Annotated in this window: 12 protein-coding genes and 4 tRNA genes; 1 reads left to right on the top strand and 15 read right to left on the bottom strand. The window is 52.7% G+C overall.

Going from position 1 to position 18,334, the window contains the following annotated elements; genetic code table 11:
• Positions 1-323: 323 nt before the first annotated feature.
• From rpoC to FHW76_RS26090, 13 genes are all read right to left on the bottom strand, one after another.
• On the bottom strand, positions 324-4,547 hold the full coding sequence (rpoC, locus tag FHW76_RS26150; protein ID WP_008808004.1) for a DNA-directed RNA polymerase subunit beta': 4,224 nt from the start codon (positions 4,545-4,547) through the stop codon (positions 324-326).
• A 76-nt stretch (positions 4,548-4,623) separates the two neighbouring features.
• Positions 4,624-8,652 (bottom strand): DNA-directed RNA polymerase subunit beta, encoded by a 4,029-nt coding sequence (gene rpoB, locus FHW76_RS26145; protein WP_008808005.1) that lies wholly within the window; start codon positions 8,650-8,652, stop codon positions 4,624-4,626.
• Positions 8,653-8,976: 324 nt separating this feature from the next.
• Positions 8,977-9,342, bottom strand: a complete 366-nt coding sequence (gene rplL / locus FHW76_RS26140; protein ID WP_002884142.1) for a 50S ribosomal protein L7/L12 — start codon at positions 9,340-9,342, stop codon at positions 8,977-8,979.
• Positions 9,343-9,408: 66 nt separating this feature from the next.
• Complete coding sequence (rplJ, locus tag FHW76_RS26135; protein ID WP_001207203.1) at positions 9,409-9,906, bottom strand: 50S ribosomal protein L10; 498 nt, start codon at positions 9,904-9,906, stop codon at positions 9,409-9,411.
• 414 nt (positions 9,907-10,320) lie between these two features.
• Positions 10,321-11,025 carry a 50S ribosomal protein L1 gene (rplA, locus tag FHW76_RS26130; protein ID WP_008808006.1) on the bottom strand — a complete coding sequence of 235 codons (705 nt, stop codon included), beginning with the start codon at positions 11,023-11,025 and terminating at the stop codon, positions 10,321-10,323.
• A 3-nt stretch (positions 11,026-11,028) separates the two neighbouring features.
• Positions 11,029-11,457: a 50S ribosomal protein L11 gene (rplK, locus tag FHW76_RS26125; protein WP_008808007.1), complete on the bottom strand. Its 429-nt coding sequence runs from the start codon at positions 11,455-11,457 to the stop codon at positions 11,029-11,031.
• 156 nt (positions 11,458-11,613) lie between these two features.
• Positions 11,614-12,159, bottom strand: a complete 546-nt coding sequence (nusG, locus tag FHW76_RS26120) for a transcription termination/antitermination protein NusG (protein WP_007665882.1) — start codon at positions 12,157-12,159, stop codon at positions 11,614-11,616.
• A 1-nt stretch (position 12,160) separates the two neighbouring features.
• The gene (secE, locus tag FHW76_RS26115) at positions 12,161-12,544 is read right to left on the bottom strand and encodes a preprotein translocase subunit SecE (RefSeq protein ID WP_002883772.1); all 384 of its coding nucleotides are present in this window, start codon (positions 12,542-12,544) and stop codon (positions 12,161-12,163) included.
• Between the two features lie 338 nt (positions 12,545-12,882).
• On the bottom strand, positions 12,883-14,067 hold the full coding sequence (gene tuf / locus FHW76_RS26110) for an elongation factor Tu (protein ID WP_012543214.1): 1,185 nt from the start codon (positions 14,065-14,067) through the stop codon (positions 12,883-12,885).
• A gap of 115 nt (positions 14,068-14,182) precedes the next feature.
• A tRNA-Thr gene (locus tag FHW76_RS26105) sits at positions 14,183-14,258 on the bottom strand.
• 5 nt (positions 14,259-14,263) lie between these two features.
• Positions 14,264-14,338, bottom strand: a tRNA-Gly gene (locus FHW76_RS26100).
• Positions 14,339-14,453: 115 nt separating this feature from the next.
• Positions 14,454-14,538 (bottom strand) — tRNA-Tyr (locus tag FHW76_RS26095).
• A gap of 10 nt (positions 14,539-14,548) precedes the next feature.
• Positions 14,549-14,624 (bottom strand) — tRNA-Thr (locus FHW76_RS26090).
• A gap of 418 nt (positions 14,625-15,042) precedes the next feature.
• Between FHW76_RS26090 and coaA the strand changes: the two genes are divergently transcribed.
• Positions 15,043-15,993 (top strand): type I pantothenate kinase, encoded by a 951-nt coding sequence (coaA, locus tag FHW76_RS26085; protein WP_012543215.1) that lies wholly within the window; start codon positions 15,043-15,045, stop codon positions 15,991-15,993.
• A 26-nt stretch (positions 15,994-16,019) separates the two neighbouring features.
• Here the strand turns inward: coaA and birA are convergent, their stop codons facing one another.
• A complete protein-coding gene (gene birA / locus FHW76_RS26080) occupies positions 16,020-16,982 on the bottom strand; it encodes a bifunctional biotin--[acetyl-CoA-carboxylase] ligase/biotin operon repressor BirA (protein ID WP_008808010.1) in 963 nt (320 codons plus the stop codon).
• A complete protein-coding gene (murB, locus tag FHW76_RS26075; RefSeq protein WP_048965101.1) occupies positions 16,979-18,007 on the bottom strand; it encodes a UDP-N-acetylmuramate dehydrogenase in 1,029 nt (342 codons plus the stop codon). The genes birA and murB overlap by 4 nt, the downstream gene beginning before the upstream one ends.
• Positions 18,008-18,334 lie beyond the last annotated feature (327 nt).

Here is an 18,334-nt window from a genome sequence, read left to right as displayed (position 1 = left end):
CGGGAGAAGCATGAGATGCGGCGATCCCTCTCCAGAGCCGTAGCTCCGAAGATAAAGCAGCAGAAGTAATCCCATGATTCATTAGGTATTTTGAATATATCGCCTTTGAATTGATTGTTTTTTGATATGAGTAGAACTTTTACCCATAGATAAACAAAGGTTTTTCCAGTGAACGGGGGATGAATATTTTATATGAATTAATTGCTAAAAATATGCGGCGTTAATATGTCGTAAATGTAATTAAAGAAGAGGGTGAGGCGGCGGACAAACAATAAAAAAGCCGGTCAGGAAACCTGACCGGCTTTTTAGCAGTGCATCAACGATTAATCGTTGTCAGAACCGCCCAGGCCTGCGTTCAGCAGTTCTGCCAGGTTGGCAGACGCTTCTTCTACGCTCACCTGCGGGGCAGCTGGCTGTTCGCCCGCTGCGCGACGGCGCATACGATCCTGGTGGTACGCATAACCGGTACCCGCCGGGATCAGACGACCCACGATGACGTTCTCTTTCAGACCGCGCAGTTCGTCGCGTTTGCCCGCAACGGCTGCTTCGGTCAGCACGCGAGTGGTCTCCTGGAACGAGGCCGCGGAGATGAAGGACTCGGTTGCCAGAGACGCTTTGGTGATACCCAGCAGGTCGCGGGAATAGGTTGCCGCCACTTTGCCATTCGCTTCAAGCTCGCGGTTAGCGATCTTAACGCGGGAGTATTCAACCTGCTCGCCTTCGAGGAAGTCGGAGCTACCAGCACTTTCGATGGTCGCTTTACGCAGCATCTGACGAACGATAACTTCAATGTGCTTATCGTTAATCTTAACGCCTTGCAGACGGTAAACGTCCTGCACTTCGTTGGTGATGTAACGCGTTACCGCGTGCACGCCACGAAGACGCAGAATGTCGTGCGGTGCTTCCGGACCGTCGGAAACCACGTCACCACGTTCTACACGTTCACCTTCGAACACGTTCAGCTGACGCCATTTCGGAATCATCTCTTCGTACGGTTCGCTACCGTCTACCGGGGTGATAACCAGACGACGTTTCCCTTTGGTTTCTTTACCGAAGGAAATGATGCCGCTGATTTCAGCCAGGATTGCCGGCTCTTTCGGACGACGTGCTTCGAACAGGTCCGCAACGCGCGGCAGACCACCGGTGATGTCCTTGGTACCGCCGGATTCCTGCGGAACACGCGCCAGGGTGTCACCAGAGCTGATCTGTACGCCATCTTCCAGCTGAACAATCGCTTTACCCGGCAGGAAGTACTGAGCAGGCATATCGGTGCCTGGGATCAGAACGTCGTTGCCCTGAGCATCAACAATTTTCAGCGCCGGACGCAGATCTTTACCACCGGAGGTACGTTCTGCGGAATCCAGAACCACCAGCGAAGACAGACCGGTCAGTTCGTCGGTCTGACGAGTAATGGTCTGGCCGTCGATCATGTCAGTGAAGCGGACGAAACCACTCACTTCGGTGATAACCGGCATGGTATGCGGATCCCAGTTTGCAACGGTTTCACCGCCGGCAACCTGTTCGCCATCGCCTTTCGCCATAACGGAGCCGTAAGGCACTTTATAGCTTTCTTTGGTACGACCGAATTCGTCGATCAGTTTCAGCTCGGTGTTACGCGAGGTGATAACCAGTTTACCGCTGGAGTTCACAACCGACTTCGCGTTGCTCAGACGGATGCTACCTTTGTTTTTCACCTGGATGCTGGATTCAGCAGCCGCACGAGATGCCGCACCACCGATGTGGAACGTACGCATCGTCAGCTGTGTACCCGGCTCACCGATGGACTGTGCCGCGATAACGCCGATAGCCTCACCTTTGTTGATGAGGTGGCCACGCGCCAGGTCACGACCATAGCAGTGCGCACATACACCAAAGTCGGTGTCACAGGATACAACGGAACGAACTTTGACGGAGTCAACGGAGTTCTCTTCCAGCAGGTCACACCAGTGCTCATGCAGCAGCGTGTTGCGTGGAACCAGAATGTCCGCGGTACCCGGCTTCAGAACGTCTTCAGCAGTCACACGACCCAGTACGCGATCGCGCAGCGGCTCTTTAACGTCGCCACCTTCGATAACCGGCGTCATGGTGATGCCTTCCAGGGTGCCGCAGTCGTCTTCAGTGACGACCAGGTCCTGGGCAACGTCAACCAGACGACGAGTCAGGTAACCGGAGTTCGCTGTCTTCAGTGCGGTATCCGCCAGACCTTTACGCGCACCGTGGGTGGAGATGAAGTACTGGAGTACGTTCAGACCTTCACGGAAGTTCGCGGTGATCGGCGTTTCGATGATCGAGCCATCCGGCTTCGCCATCAGACCACGCATACCAGCCAGCTGACGAATCTGTGCCGCAGAACCACGCGCACCGGAGTCGGCCATCATGTAGATGCTGTTGAAGGAAACCTGCTGCTCTTCCTGACCGTCACGGTTAATCACGGTTTCGGTTTGCAGGTTATCCATCATCGCTTTGGATACACGATCGTTCGCCGCAGCCCAGATATCGATAACTTTGTTGTAGCGCTCGCCCGCGGTGACCAGACCAGACTGGAACTGTTCCTGAATCTCAGCAACTTCCGCTTCCGCTTCGCTGATGATTTCGTATTTTTTCTCCGGGATGACCATGTCATCGATACCAACGGATGCACCTGAACGCGCTGCATAAGCAAAGCCGGTGTACATCGTCTGGTCCGCAAAAATAACGGTCGGTTTCAGGCCCAGAATACGGTAACAGGTGTTCAGCATCTTGGAGATCGCTTTCTTACCGAGCGCCTGGTTCACGATAGAGAACGGCAGACCTTTCGGTACGATCATCCACAGAATGGCACGGCCAACGGTCGTGTCTTTCAGGCTAGTCTTCGCGACGAATTCACCATTCTCGTCTTTTTCGTATTCAGTGATACGCACTTTAACGCGCGCATGCAGAGAGGCCAGACCGGCGCGATAAATACGCTCCGCTTCTTTCGGGCCAGTCAGCACCATGCCTTCGCCTTTGGCGTTAACACAGTCACGGGTCATGTAGTACAGACCCAGTACAACGTCCTGAGACGGAACGATGATTGGTTCGCCGTTCGCCGGGGACAGGATGTTGTTGGTAGACATCATCAGCGCACGCGCTTCCAGCTGGGCTTCCAGCGTCAGCGGTACGTGAACAGCCATCTGGTCGCCATCGAAGTCGGCGTTATAGGCCGCACAAACCAGCGGGTGCAGCTGAATAGCTTTACCTTCGATCAGAACCGGTTCGAATGCCTGGATACCTAAACGGTGTAGCGTTGGCGCACGGTTCAGCAGTACCGGGTGTTCGCGGATAACTTCGTCCAGGATATCCCAAACAACGGCTTCTTCGCGCTCAACCATTTTCTTAGCGGCTTTGATGGTGGTGGCCAGGCCACGCAGTTCCAGCTTGCCGTAAATGAACGGTTTGAACAGCTCCAGCGCCATTTTCTTCGGCAGACCGCACTGATGCAGACGCAGGTATGGACCTACGGTGATAACAGAACGACCGGAGTAGTCAACACGCTTACCGAGCAGGTTCTGACGGAAACGACCCTGTTTACCTTTGATCATATCGGCCAAAGATTTCAGAGGACGTTTGTTAGAACCGGTGATCGCACGACCGCGACGGCCGTTATCCAGCAGGGCGTCAACCGCTTCCTGCAGCATACGTTTTTCGTTGCGTACGATGATGTCCGGCGCAGCCAGATCCAGCAGACGTTTCAGACGGTTGTTACGGTTAATGACGCGACGATACAGATCGTTCAGGTCAGAAGTCGCAAAACGGCCGCCATCGAGCGGAACCAGCGGACGCAGATCTGGCGGCAGAACCGGCAGAACGGTCAGGATCATCCATTCCGGCTTGTTGCCAGACTGAACGAACGCTTCCAGCAGCTTAATGCGCTTGGTCAGCTTTTTACGCTTGGTTTCGGAGTTGGTTTCGTTCAGCTCTTCACGCAGCTGTTCGCATTCCTGCTCCAGATCCATATTGCGCAGCAGCGCCTGGATCGCTTCCGCACCCATTTTCGCGTCGAATTCGTCACCGAACTCTTCCAGCGCATCCAGGTACTGCTCTTCAGTCAGAATCTGGTTGCGTTCGAGGTTGGTCATGCCACCTTCGATAACCACGTAGGATTCGAAGTACAGTACACGTTCGATATCGCGCAGCGGCATATCCAGCAGCAGGCCGATACGGGACGGCAGCGATTTCAGGAACCAGATGTGCGCCGTCGGGCATGCCAGCTCGATGTGGCCCATGCGCTCACGACGCACTTTAGTCTGGGTCACTTCAACGCCGCACTTCTCACAGATCACACCGCGGTGTTTCAGGCGCTTGTACTTACCGCACAGGCACTCATAGTCTTTTACTGGCCCGAAAATACGAGCACAGAACAGACCGTCACGCTCAGGCTTGAACGTACGGTAGTTAATGGTTTCCGGCTTTTTAACTTCACCGAAAGACCATGAACGGATCATGTCTGGCGATGCCAGAGCAATTTTGATCGCATCAAACTCTTCGGTTTTAGTTTGCGCTTTCAGAAACTTTAATAAGTCTTTCACGGATTTGCTCCCGTCGGAGTTAGCACAATCTGGCGCCGGGTTTTATCCCGGCACCAGTGACCTGTTTGAGCGAGAGTTACTCGTCTTCCAGTTCGATGTTGATGCCCAGCGAGCGGATTTCTTTCAACAGTACGTTGAAGGACTCCGGCATGCCCGGTTCCATCTGGTGGTTGCCGTCCACGATGTTTTTATACATCTTGGTACGACCGTTCACGTCATCAGACTTAACGGTGAGCATTTCCTGCAGGGTGTAGGCCGCGCCATAAGCTTCCAGCGCCCACACTTCCATCTCACCGAAGCGCTGACCACCGAACTGCGCCTTACCACCCAGCGGCTGCTGAGTAACCAGGCTGTAGGAACCGGTGGAACGAGCGTGCATTTTGTCGTCGACCAGGTGGTTCAGTTTCAGCATGTACATGTAACCCACGGTTACCGGACGTTCGAACTGTTCACCGGTGCGGCCGTCAAACAGGGTGATCTGACCGGAAGTCGGCAGGTCGCCCAGCTGCAGCAGCTCTTTGATTTCAGCTTCTTTCGCACCGTCGAATACCGGCGTTGCGATCGGCATGCCTTTACGCAGGTTTTCAGCCAGACGCAGAACTTCTTCATCGCTGAAGGTATTCAGGTCAACTTTCTGGCGAACGTCAGCGCCCAGATCGTAAGCACGCTGGATGAATTCGCGCAGTTTCGCGACTTCTTGCTGCTGTTTCAGCATGGCGTTGATCTTATCGCCGATGCCTTTCGCAGCCATACCCAGGTGAGTTTCCAGGATCTGACCGATGTTCATACGAGACGGTACGCCCAGCGGGTTCAGTACGATATCTACCGGCGTACCGTTAGCATCGTGCGGCATATCTTCGATCGGGTTGATCTTAGAGATAACACCCTTGTTACCGTGACGGCCTGCCATCTTATCACCAGGCTGGATACGGCGTTTAACGGCCAGGTATACCTTAACAATCTTCAGCACACCCGGTGCCAGATCGTCGCCTTGGGTGATTTTACGGCGTTTCGCTTCGAGTTTTTTCTCGAACTCGTGTTTCAGTTCGTCATACTGCTCAGCCAGTTGCTCCAGCTGATTCTGTTTCTCTTCGTCGGTCAGGCCCAGTTCCAGCCAGCGATCGCGCGGCAGTTTGTCGAGCTTCTCAGCTTCAACGCCACCGGAGACCAGCACCGCGTAGATACGACTGAACAGACCGGCTTCGAGGATCTGCAGTTCTTCAGACAGGTCTTTCTTCGCCTGCTTCAGCTGCATCTCTTCGATTTCCAGCGCACGTTTGTCTTTTTCTACGCCATCACGGGTAAAGACCTGAACGTCGATAACGGTACCAGAGACACCGTTCGGTACGCGCAGAGAAGAGTCTTTAACGTCAGACGCTTTCTCACCGAAGATCGCACGCAGCAGTTTCTCTTCCGGCGTCAGCTGGGTTTCACCTTTCGGCGTTACCTTACCAACCAGAATGTCGCCGCCGGTCACTTCCGCGCCGATATAAACGATACCGGACTCATCCAGTTTAGAGAGCGCAGCTTCACCCACGTTCGGGATGTCAGCGGTGATCTCTTCCGGCCCCAGCTTGGTGTCACGGGACACGCACGCCAGTTCCTGAATGTGGATGGTGGTGAAACGGTCTTCCTGAACAACACGCTCGGAGACGAGGATGGAGTCTTCGAAGTTGTAGCCGTTCCACGGCATGAACGCTACGCGCATGTTCTGACCCAGCGCCAGTTCACCAAGGTCGGTGGACGGGCCGTCGGCCAGCACGTCGCCGCGCTCAATGGGTTCGCCCAGGGACACGCAAGGCATCTGGTTGATGCAGGTGTTCTGGTTAGAACGGGTGTACTTGGTCAGGTTATAGATGTCGATACCTGCTTCGCCCGGGTACATCTCGTCTTCGTTAACTTTGATAACGATACGGGAAGCATCCACGTACTGAACGGTACCGCCACGTTTAGCCACCGCAGTAACACCGGAGTCAACGGCAACAGCACGTTCCATACCGGTACCAACCAGCGGCTTATCAGCGCGCAGAGTCGGAACCGCCTGACGTTGCATGTTCGCACCCATCAATGCACGGTTGGCGTCATCGTGCTCCAGGAACGGGATCAGAGACGCACCGACGGATACCACCTGCTGGGTGGATACGTCCATGTAGTCAACCTGGTCGCGGCTGAACAAGCTGGATTCGCCTTTGCTACGGCAGGTAACCAGGTCTTCTACGAAGTGGCCGTTTTCATCCAGGTTGGAGTTCGCCTGAGCAATAACGTAGTTGCCTTCTTCGATAGCAGACAGGTAGTGAATTTCATCGGTAACCACACCGTCGGTCACTTTACGATACGGGGTCTCAAGGAAACCGTATTCGTTAGTCTGTGCGTACACGGACAGGGAGTTGATCAGACCGATGTTCGGACCTTCAGGCGTTTCGATTGGACATACGCGACCGTAGTGCGTCGGGTGTACGTCTCGAACTTCGAAGCCTGCGCGTTCACGGGTCAGACCGCCTGGGCCGAGTGCGGAGATACGACGTTTGTGCGTAATCTCAGACAGCGGGTTGTTCTGGTCCATAAACTGGGACAGCTGGCTGGAACCAAAGAACTCTTTCACTGCTGCGGAAATCGGCTTGGCGTTGATCATATCCTGAGGCATCAGGGTATCCAGATCGCCCAGAGACAGACGCTCTTTAACCGCACGCTCTACACGTACCAGGCCAACGCGGAACTGGTTTTCCGCCATTTCGCCAACGGAACGGATACGACGGTTGCCGAGGTGGTCGATATCATCGACTTCGCCTTTACCGTTACGGATATCGATGAGCTTCTTCATCACTTCAATGATGTCGTCTTTGCTCAGGATACCGGAACCTTCGATTTCGTCGCGCAGCAGAGAACGGTTGAACTTCATACGACCAACCGCGGACAGATCGTAGCGGTCTTCGGAGAAGAACAGGTTCTCAAACAGGCTTTCAGCCGCTTCGCGAGTCGGCGGCTCACCCGGGCGCATCATGCGGTAGATTTCTACCAGCGCGCTCAGACGATCGTTGGTCGGGTCGACGCGTACCGTTTCAGAAATGTACGGACCGTGGTCCAGATCGTTGGTGAACAGCGTTTCGATACGCTTGTGGCCGGACTGGCTCAGTTTAGCCAGCAGATCCAGGCTCAGCTCCATGTTCGCCGGGCAGATCAGTTCGCCGGTCGCTTCGTCGATGTAGTCTTTAGAAGCAACTTTACCCGCGATGTACTCAACCGGAACTTCGATATGTTTGATATCGTCTTTTTCCAGCTGGCGAATGTGGCGCGCAGTAATACGACGGCCTTTCTCAACGTACACTTTACCGTTGGCTTCGATATCGAAGGAGGCGGTTTCACCGCGCAGACGCTCCGGTACCAGCTCCATCTGCAGCTTGTTGTCGCGAATTTCAAAGACCACTTTCTCGAAGAACAGGTCAAGGATCTGCTCAGTGGTGTAATTCAGCGCGCGCAGAATGATGGTTGCCGGCAGTTTACGACGACGGTCGATACGAACGAACAGGTTGTCTTTCGGGTCGAATTCGAAGTCCAGCCAGGAACCGCGGTAAGGGATGATACGTGCGTTATACAGGACCTTACCGGAGGAGTGGGTCTTACCTTTGTCACTGTCAAAGAAGACGCCCGGGCTACGGTGCAGCTGAGAAACGATAACACGCTCGGTACCGTTGATAACAAAGGTACCGTTGTCGGTCATGAGCGGGATTTCGCCCATGTAGACTTCTTGTTCTTTGATGTCTTTAACGGTGCCTTCCGGCGCTTCGCGCTCGTAGATCACCAGACGCAGTTTTACGCGCAGCGGTGCAGAATAAGTCACGCCACGGATCTGACATTCTTTAACATCAAAAACAGGTTCGCCCAGACGGTAGCTGACGTATTGCAGCTCTGAATTACCGCTGTAGCTCTGAATTGGGAATACGGAACGGAAGGCTGCTTCCAGACCATACTGCCCTTCAGGATCTTGCTCGATAAACTTCTGGAACGAATCAAGCTGGATAGAAAGGAGATAAGGTATGTCCAGAACTTGTGGACGTTTACCAAAATCCTTACGAATACGTTTTTTCTCGGTATAGGAGTAAACCATAGGGTTCCTCAGCTCGCTGACAAGTCGACCCGTCTGCCTAAGTAAGGCAGTTTTTTATGCAACACTATTTTGTTGACCGGAAAATGGAACACTTTCCGCAATACCTGTTGCTATCACGCTTAAACCATTTCGTTGCGATTTACACAGCCCAGGAACCCTAACCTGTCGCAGTATATTAAGTCGTCGATAGAAACAAGCATTGTCAGGCAAACCAGCAGTCAAACAGTGTGAAATGCTACTGGCGCCTTACAGCGCAAAAAGGCTGGTGACTAAAAAGTCACCAGCCTCAGCCTGATTTCTCAGGCTGCAACCGGAAGGGTTGGCTTATTTAACTTCAACTTCAGCGCCAGCTTCTTCCAGAGATTTTTTCAGAGCTTCAGCGTCGTCTTTGCTGATGCCTTCTTTCAGTGCAGCCGGAGCAGATTCTACCAGGTCTTTAGCTTCTTTCAGACCCAGGCCAGTTGCGCCACGTACTGCTTTGATAACAGCAACTTTGTTAGCGCCAGCAGCTTTCAGAATTACGTCGAATTCAGTTTTTTCTTCAGCAGCTTCAACCGGGCCAGCAGCTACAGCTACAGCAGCAGCAGCGGAAACACCGAATTTTTCTTCCATTGCAGAGATCAGCTCAACAACGTCCATTACGGACATAGCGGATACTGCTTCAATGATTTGATCTTTAGTGATAGACATTTAAATTGTTCCTGAATATCAGAATAAGTTTATACGTAAGCGAATGCTTTATAAAGATAACTGCGATTAAGCAGCTTCTTTCGCATCGCGTACAGCAGCCAGAGTACGAACCAGTTTGCCAGCCGAAGCTTCTTTCATGGTTGCCATCAGGCGTGCAATTGCTTCTTCGTAGGTCGGCAGAGTTGCCAGGCGGTCGATCTGCGACGCCGGGATCAGCTCACCTTCAAAGGCAGCGGCTTTGACCTCAAATTTTGCATTCGCTTTCGCGAACTCTTTGAACAGACGAGCAGCAGCGCCCGGGTGTTCCATAGAGTATGCAATCAGGGTCGGACCAACAAACGTGTCTTTCAGGCACTCGAACTGAGTACCTTCAACGACGCGGCGCAGCAGGGTGTTACGAACAACACGCATGTATACGCCAGCTTCACGACCTGCTTTACGCAGTTCAGTCATTTTATCTACAGTTACGCCACGGGAATCCGCAACTACTGCAGACAGCGCGCCTTTGGCTACTTCGCTGACTTCAGCAACAATCGCTTGTTTGTCTTGAAGATTTAAAGCCATTAGCTTTGCTCCTGGATGTTTGCCAGAGCTTATGCTCTGGAACTCACTTCACTCAATTCAACGAAAAGAGCGTCTAAATACGGTGAGCAGAAACAAGCCAGAGTATCCAAAAAATAATCTTAGCGTTCTGTCACCGTCTACGCAGGGGATTAAGTTTCTTGCGAAACACCTGCGGTCTTCGACGGAGGCCTGGATAGGCCAGGCTCCAACGAACAAATTCTTCCTATGACTTCGTCCTTCGAACCGCAGCGGCGTTAGCTGCTCTCGTTCACACCGGTCATGTAGTTAACTACACTCCCGGTGATTCACTCGATTGCTGCCTTGCTGCAATTCAAATGACTCGCATAGCGTCTGTCTTATTGACAGAATCGTGGGGGTAAGATTGTAGACAAAATCACCGCCCACGTAAAGGCATTAGTTTGCAGAAGCGTTCAGGCCAGCCTGATCTACTGCAACACCTGCACCCATGGTGGTGGAGATGCTAACTTTCTTGATGTACACGCCTTTCGCCTGAGTCGGTTTTGCTTTTTTCAGCGCAACCAGCAGAGCTTCCAGGTTTTCTTTCAGTTTGTCAGCGTCAAAGTCCACTTTACCGATGGTGGTGTGGATGATGCCGTTTTTGTCGTTACGATAACGAACCTGACCTGCTTTAGCGTTCTTAACCGCTTCAGCAACGTTAGGGGTTACGGTACCCACTTTCGGGTTTGGCATCAGGCCGCGCGGACCCAGAACCTGGCCCAGCTGGCCAACAACGCGCATTGCATCCGGGGAAGCAATAACAACGTCAAAGTTCATTTCGCCTTTCTTGATCTGGTCAGCCAGATCTTCCATACCTACCAGCTCAGCGCCTGCAGCTTTAGCAGCTTCAGCGTTTGCGCCCTGGGCAAATACGGCAACGCGAACAGAACGGCCAGTACCGTGCGGCAGTACAGTTGCACCACGTACGTTCTGGTCAGATTTACGAGCATCGATGCCCAGGTTTACAGCAACGTCAACGCTTTCAACGAACTTAGCAGTAGCCAGTTCTTTCAGCAGAGAGATGGCTTCGTTGATGTCATACTGTTTAGTTGCATCAACTTTGTCACGGATCACGGACATGCGCTTGGTCAGTTTAGCCATTTCTTAGTCCTCCACTACCAGGCCCATGGAACGTGCAGTACCTTCGATGGAGCGAGTCATCGCTTCAATGTCGGCACCAGTCATGTCGGCAGCTTTGGTCTGCGCGATTTCCTGCAGCTGAGCGCGGGAAATTTTACCCACTTTATCTTTGTTCGGCTTACCAGAGCCGGACTTGATACCAGCCGCTTTTTTCAGCAGAACTGCTGCCGGCGGGGTTTTGGTAACGAAAGTGAAAGAACGGTCAGCGTAAACGGTGATAACAACCGGGATTGGCAGACCTTTTTCCATGGATTCAGTTTTTGCGTTGAACGCTTTGCAGAATTCCATGATGTTAACGCCCTGCTGACCCAGTGCTGGACCAACCGGCGGACTCGGGTTTGCCATACCAGCTGCAACCTGCAGCTTGACGTAGGCTTGTACTTTCTTAGCCATTCTTAAATCCTCAAATTGGGTATTAACGCTTCAGAGAAGCTCCCCGTGATTAAACATCGTTTTACGGGCCAGGCCCATAAAAACAAAAGGCGCGAAATTGTATGCCAATTTCGCGCCCTATGCAACGATTAAATCGCTGCTTTTTTGATCGCCGGCTTACGCCTTCTCAACCTGACCGAAGTCCAGTTCTACCGGCGTCGCACGACCGAAGATAGAAACAGAAACTTTCAGGCGGGACTTCTCATAGTCCACTTCTTCAACGACGCCGTTAAAGTCAGCGAACGGACCATCGTTGACACGCACCATTTCGCCCGGCTCAAACAGCGTTTTCGGACGCGGCTTATCGCCAACCTGCTGCAGGCGGTTCATGATGGCATCGACTTCTTTGTCGCTGATCGGCGCCGGACGGTCGGAAGTACCGCCGATGAAGCCCATCACACGCGGTACGCTGCGCACCAGGTGCCAGCTCGCGTCGTTCATGACCATCTGAACCAGAACGTAGCCAGGGAAGAATTTACGTTCGCTTTTGCGACGCTGGCCGCCACGGATTTCAACCACTTCTTCGGTTGGAACCATGACTTCGCCAAACAACTCTTCCATGTTGTGTAATTTGATATGTTCACGCAGCGAAGTAGCTACGCGACCTTCAAAACCGGAAAACGCCTGAACGACGTACCAGCGCTTTTTAGGAGCTTCAGACATCTCAGAACCTCAGGCCAGTGATAAAGGAGACCAGGCGAACCAGAATACCATCCAGTCCCCACAGGATCAGTGACATTACTGCAGTCACGGCAGCAACAATCAGCGTAGTATGCAGCGTTTCCTGGCGAGTCGGCCAAATCACTTTACGCACTTCAGTTCGCGCTTCGCGAGCAAAAGCAACGGTCGCCTTACCTTTCGTCGTCAACAGCGCGACGCCACCGGCAGCAGCAATAAGAATAACCACGGCCAGCGCACGCACCGCCAGCATAATGTCGCGATAAAGGAAGTTGCCCACGATCGCCACGATCAGCAGCACGGCAACGATAATCCACTTCATCGCTTCCAGGCCGCGCCCGCTCCCTTGAGCTTCGGTATTCGCACTCATAAACCAACCTGTCAGAAGTATTCTACAAACAATTTCACCCCGCGGGGGCGAGGCGATCCAAACCGAAATTAAGTTTCGGATTATACACTGAACGCGTTCAAACTGCTTCAACGCTGGCGGTTCTGGCGCCTCTTCCCTGCTATTGCAAAGGAGAACGCTGACTTGCCGTCGCGCTACCGCTCGAATGGTTTGGTGTATAAACGCCCTCTTCAGAGCCTGTCTCAGCAATGATTATGACAAAAAAAATCACTGATGAGCCAGGTTCTGGTATGAAAGCGTGCAAAAAGGGCATCAAATGATGCCCTTTTATTGCGCATTGCGTCAAATGTTATCAGCGATTAGCCGAGAACTTTAGCAACCACGCCCGCGCCAACGGTACGACCGCCTTCACGGATTGCGAAACGCAGACCATCGTCCATCGCGATCGGGTGGATCAGGGTAACAACCATTTTGATGTTGTCGCCCGGCATAACCATCTCTACGCCTTCCGGCAGTTCGATGGTGCCAGTCACGTCAGTAGTACGGAAGTAGAACTGCGGACGGTAGCCTTTGAAGAACGGAGTATGACGGCCGCCTTCGTCTTTGGACAGGATGTACACTTCAGATTCGAACTTGGTGTGCGGCTTGATGCTGCCCGGCTTAGCCAGTACCTGACCACGTTCGATTTCTTCACGTTTGATACCACGCAGCAGAACACCAACGTTCTCACCAGCACGGCCTTCGTCCAGCAGTTTGCGGAACATTTCAACGCCAGTACAGGTGGTCTTCGCGGTTTCTTTGATACCAACGATTTCAACTTCTTCACCGACTTTGATGATACCGCGCTCTACACGACCGGTAACAACGGTACCACGACCGGAGATGGAGAATACGTCTTCGATCGGCAGCAGGAACGGCTTGTCAATCGCACGCTCTGGTTCCGGGATATAGGTATCCAGGTGGCCAGCCAGTTCGATGATTTTCGCTTCCCACTCTGCGTCGCCTTCCAGCGCTTTCAGAGCAGAACCACGAACGATCGGGGTGTCGTCGCCCGGGAAATCGTACTGAGACAGCAGTTCACGAACTTCCATCTCAACCAGTTCCAGCAGCTCTTCGTCATCAACCATGTCGCATTTGTTCAGGAACACGATGATGTACGGAACGCCTACCTGACGACCCAGCAGGATGTGCTCACGAGTCTGCGGCATCGGGCCGTCAGTCGCAGCAACAACCAGGATCGCGCCGTCCATCTGCGCAGCACCGGTGATCATGTTTTTAACATAGTCGGCGTGGCCCGGGCAGTCTACGTGCGCGTAGTGGCGAGTCGGGGTGTCATATTCAACGTGAGAGGTGTTGATGGTGATACCACGAGCTTTTTCTTCCGGTGCGTTATCGATCTGGTCGAATGCACGAGCAGAACCACCGTAGGTTTTAGCCAGAACGGTAGTGATGGCAGCGGTCAGCGTTGTTTTACCATGGTCAACGTGGCCGATAGTACCGACGTTAACGTGCGGTTTTGTACGTTCAAACTTTTCTTTAGACATCGATTGTCCCTCTAAGACACGGATAAATCGGTGATATCACCACATCAACCAGGCAACATGCCCGACTTGTTGAATGAAAATAACAGAAGAGAAACAGGGAAGGAGAGAAAAGAAGTGGTGCTGATACCCAGAGTCGAACTGGGGACCTCACCCTTACCAAGGGTGCGCTCTACCAACTGAGCCATATCAGCACGTCTGGAGCGGGCAGCGGGAATCGAACCCGCATCATCAGCTTGGAAGGCTGAGGTAATAGCCATTATACGATGCCCGCATCCTGAAACTCGGCTACCCAGTTCTTTCTGTAATACTAAAGAGACTGCTCTCTTTAGTATTGAGCTGATTAGTTTACCCAACCAACTCCGGCTACGCAAAGCGTCGCCAGAAAGTGGTGGTGGGGGAAGGATTCGAACCTTCGAAGTCGATGACGGCAGATTTACAGTCTGCTCCCTTTGGCCGCTCGGGAACCCCACCCAAATTGTTATGGTGCCGACTACCGGAATCGAACTGGTGACCTACTGATTACAAGTCAGTTGCTCTACCTACTGAGCTAAGTCGGCATCAAGTAGCGCGCATTCTAGGGAGAGGAGCGAGTTCATGCAACTAAAAATTTGCATAAAACGTTCTCTTGCTCACATTTTGTGCTCTTACACGAAAAAACGGTGTAATTTCAAACAGGGCAGTGCAAATATTCGCCAGCAATCCAGCTCATCAGGAGCGGTTCCAGTCACCCGCTGATGCCCAGGATGTATGCGGACGACTGACAGAAAGGTAACGGGCCGTTAGCACTATCCTGCTGGTTTACTACGAATAAGAAACTTATTCCTCTCTTGTGATGCTGGCGCGAGAAAGCAGCATTCAATGAGTTTTTTTCTTATTATTCCCGGCAATCTGGTGTTACCCTCCTGCCCATTGTCCTGATTAACTCGTGTGAAGCATCGCCGTTTCAACGTATACGGCGATGGTAAGAACATGCTTATGAGCCAAAAAGAGCAGACGTTAATGACACCGTACCTACAATTTAACCGCCACCAATGGGCTGCACTTCGTGATTCTGTCCCGATGACGTTAACCGAGGATGAAATCACGCGGTTAAAAGGCATCAACGAAGATCTCTCTCTGGAAGAGGTTGCCGAGATCTATTTGCCGCTGTCGCGTTTGCTCAACTTCTATATCAGTTCTAACCTGCGTCGTCAGGCTGTTCTCGAACAATTTCTTGGTACCAACGGTCAACGCATTCCCTATATCATCAGCATCGCTGGCAGCGTTGCGGTGGGGAAAAGCACCACCGCGCGTGTACTGCAGGCCTTGCTTAGCCGTTGGCCGGAGCACCGCCATGTTGAACTCATCACTACTGACGGTTTTTTGCACCCTAACTCAGTATTGAAAGAACGCGGATTAATGAAGAAGAAAGGCTTCCCGCAGTCCTATGATATGCATCGACTGGTGAAGTTTGTCTCCGATCTTAAATCAGGTGTACCGCAGGCAACCGCGCCGGTTTATTCCCATCTGATTTATGATGTTATTCCCGACGGCGATAAAACCGTCGCGCAGCCGGATATTTTAATTCTTGAGGGACTCAACGTTCTGCAAAGTGGAATGGATTATCCGCACGATCCTCATCATGTATTTGTATCCGATTTTGTCGATTTTTCTATTTATGTCGATGCCCCGGAAGAATTACTGAAAAGCTGGTATATCAACCGTTTTCTCAAATTCCGAGAAGGGGCGTTTACCGATCCTGACTCCTACTTCCACAATTACGCTAAGCTGTCGAAGGAAGAGGCGGTGGATATTGCCACCTCGCTATGGAACGAGATTAACTTAATGAATCTTAAAGAAAACATCCTTCCAACCCGCGAACGTGCCAGCCTGATCATGACCAAAAGCGCCAATCATTCTGTGAATCAAGTACGCTTACGTAAATAAAGCAAAGGGAGCCGAAGCTCCCTTTTTTATTCTGCGCTGCGCAATGATATTTCACCGCCAACCCAGGCTTTTATCACCCCATCCTGTTCCAGCAATAGTGCGCCTTGCGCATCAATGCCCCGGGAAATTCCATAGATTTCTTTATCACCGATAATGAGTTTTACCGGGCGATGAATAAAGTTATCCAGTTTCTCCCAGCGCGGCAGATAGGGCGCTAACCCTTCCTGCTCGAACAGTTCCAGGCCCAGACGTAGCTCTTTAATCAGGCGCGCGGCGAGGAGATTGCGGTCGATGACAACCCCCGCCTCCTGAAGGCTTATCCACCCCTGATTGACCACGTCAGACTCCACGCGACGCATCACAAGATTGATACCCGCGCCACTAACGATTTGTGCAGCATCACCCGTTTTCCCGGTCAGTTCCACGAGGATCCCTGACAGTTTACGATCTTGCAGGTAAATATCGTTTGGCCATTTCACACGAACCTGATCGGCCCCGAGTTGCTGCAGAACTTCAGCGATCACGATACCAATCACCAGGCTGAGTCCAATAGCCGCCGCCGGCCCCTGCTCCAGGCGCCAGTACATCGAGAGATAAAGATTGGCGCCAAAGGGCGAGAACCATTTTCTACCTCGCCGTCCTCGCCCTGCCTGCTGATATTCAGCCACACAGGCATCCCCGGATGTCAGCTCATCAAGCCTGTCCAGTAAATACTGGTTAGTGGAGTCAATCACGGGGAGAACCGTCACTCGGCCATGTTCAATCTGTTGGGAAATCTTTTTCTCATCCAACAGATGAATGGGCTCCGGCAGGCTGTAACCCTTGCCTGGCACTGTAAACACATCGACGCCCCAGTCGCGTAAGGTCTGGATATGCTTATTAATCGCCGCCCGGCTCATACCTAACTGCTCACCAAGCTGTTCACCTGAGTGGAACTCGCCATCAGCCAGGATAGAAATCAACGTTAAGGGAATAGTATGGTCTTTCACGCAATGCTCTCCTCTGCGTTGACTTCACCATGCGTTCCAATGAAGCGCACCTCGGGCTGAAGCCATACATCGAATTTCTTACCCACCTGCTGGCGAACGTAATGGGCTAGTTTTACCACGTCCTCGCTGGTCGCTCGATCTTCATTAATGAGTACCAGGGCCTGTTGTCGATGGACGGCCGCGCCGCCAATGCGTTGCCCTTTGAGCTGACATTGATCGATTAACCAGCCCGCGGCCAGCTTGACGGTGCCGTTTGCCTGCGGATAATGCGGCGCCCGGGGGAATTGCGCCAGCAGCGCTTCAGCAACCTGAGCGCTGACGATCGGATTCTTAAAGAAACTTCCGGCATTGCCGTTAATCTTGGGATCCGGCAACTTAGTCATTCGCATATGACAAACGGAATCGAATACCTGCTGCGGGGTGACGGTCTGTGGATCAAGACGCGTTAAATCACCGTAACTCAGTACAGGCTGCCATGCTTTCGCTAACGTTAAACCAATCGCGACGATGGCGTAGCGATCCTGGTATTCATGTTTAAAGATACTGTCACGGTAGCCGAAACGGCATTCCGCCGCTGAAAGACGCTGCTTACGACCCGTTTCCAGCTCAATGCAGTCCACATAGTTGCAAACCCGCTGGAGCTCGACACCGTAGGCGCCAATATTCTGGATCGGCGAAGATCCTGCGCAGCCAGGGATCAATGCCAAATTTTCCAGACCTGGCATCGCATGCTGTAGCGTGAACTGCACCAATTGATGCCAGTTTTCGCCGGCGCCGACGTGCAAGCACCAGGCTTCCGGCGTTTCGCTCACCTCGATCCCCATAATTCGGTTGAGGATCACCGTACCGGCATAGTCGTTCAGAAACAGGACATTACTACCTTCCCCAAGGATCAGCGTGGGTTCGCCTGCCGCGACAGCAGTTTGCCAGGCGCTTAATAACTGCTGCTCAGTTTCGGCGCGTACAATCGTCCTGGCGGAGCGCTCAATGCCAAAGGTATTCCAGGGTTTGAGGGAGTGGTTCATAGTGGCTTCCTGATGCAAAATCGGCGTTAGTTTACCGTATCTGGCGGGGGAAGGCTTGCCTGATTGCAGGGGCAGTGATATTGGGGGCGTTACCGGTAATGATGCGGTGTACCGGTCCGGGCTACAGGTCGTGCAGGGCGGGTGCGCATCCGTAGCCCCGGTAAGCGCAGCGCCACCGGGGAGACATACCGGCACGCTGCCCGGACCACTGAAACGCAAAAAGCCCATCCGGCAGGATGGGCTCTTCACTTGTTTGATGCCTGGCAGTTCCCTACTCTCACATGGGGAGACCCCACACTACCATCGGCGCTACGGCGTTTCACTTCT

This window comes from Klebsiella sp. RC2, from assembly GCF_014192815.1.
Classification (GTDB): Bacteria; Pseudomonadota; Gammaproteobacteria; order Enterobacterales; family Enterobacteriaceae; genus Klebsiella; species Klebsiella variicola.
Note: the sequence above shows the minus strand (reverse complement) of the source record. Positions and strands in the feature narration are given on the sequence as shown.

Bases quoted from the DNA above. Each gene is read 5' to 3' on its own strand.
- nusG (WP_007665882.1), bottom strand. From the start codon at position 12,159: ATGTCTGAAGCTCCTAAAAAGCGCTGGTACGTCGTTCAGGCGTTTTCC.
- rplL (WP_002884142.1), bottom strand. From the start codon at position 9,342: ATGTCTATCACTAAAGATCAAATCATTGAAGCAGTATCCGCTATGTCC.
- rplK (WP_008808007.1), bottom strand. From the start codon at position 11,457: ATGGCTAAGAAAGTACAAGCCTACGTCAAGCTGCAGGTTGCAGCTGGT.
- coaA (WP_012543215.1), top strand. From the start codon at position 15,043: ATGAGCCAAAAAGAGCAGACGTTAATGACACCGTACCTACAATTTAAC.
- murB (WP_048965101.1), bottom strand. From the start codon at position 18,007: ATGAACCACTCCCTCAAACCCTGGAATACCTTTGGCATTGAGCGCTCC.
- rplA (WP_008808006.1), bottom strand. From the start codon at position 11,025: ATGGCTAAACTGACCAAGCGCATGTCCGTGATCCGTGACAAAGTTGAT.
- rplJ (WP_001207203.1), bottom strand. From the start codon at position 9,906: ATGGCTTTAAATCTTCAAGACAAACAAGCGATTGTTGCTGAAGTCAGC.
- rpoB (WP_008808005.1), bottom strand. From the start codon at position 8,652: ATGGTTTACTCCTATACCGAGAAAAAACGTATTCGTAAGGATTTTGGT.
- secE (WP_002883772.1), bottom strand. From the start codon at position 12,544: ATGAGTGCGAATACCGAAGCTCAAGGGAGCGGGCGCGGCCTGGAAGCG.
- tuf (WP_012543214.1), bottom strand. From the start codon at position 14,067: ATGTCTAAAGAAAAGTTTGAACGTACAAAACCGCACGTTAACGTCGGT.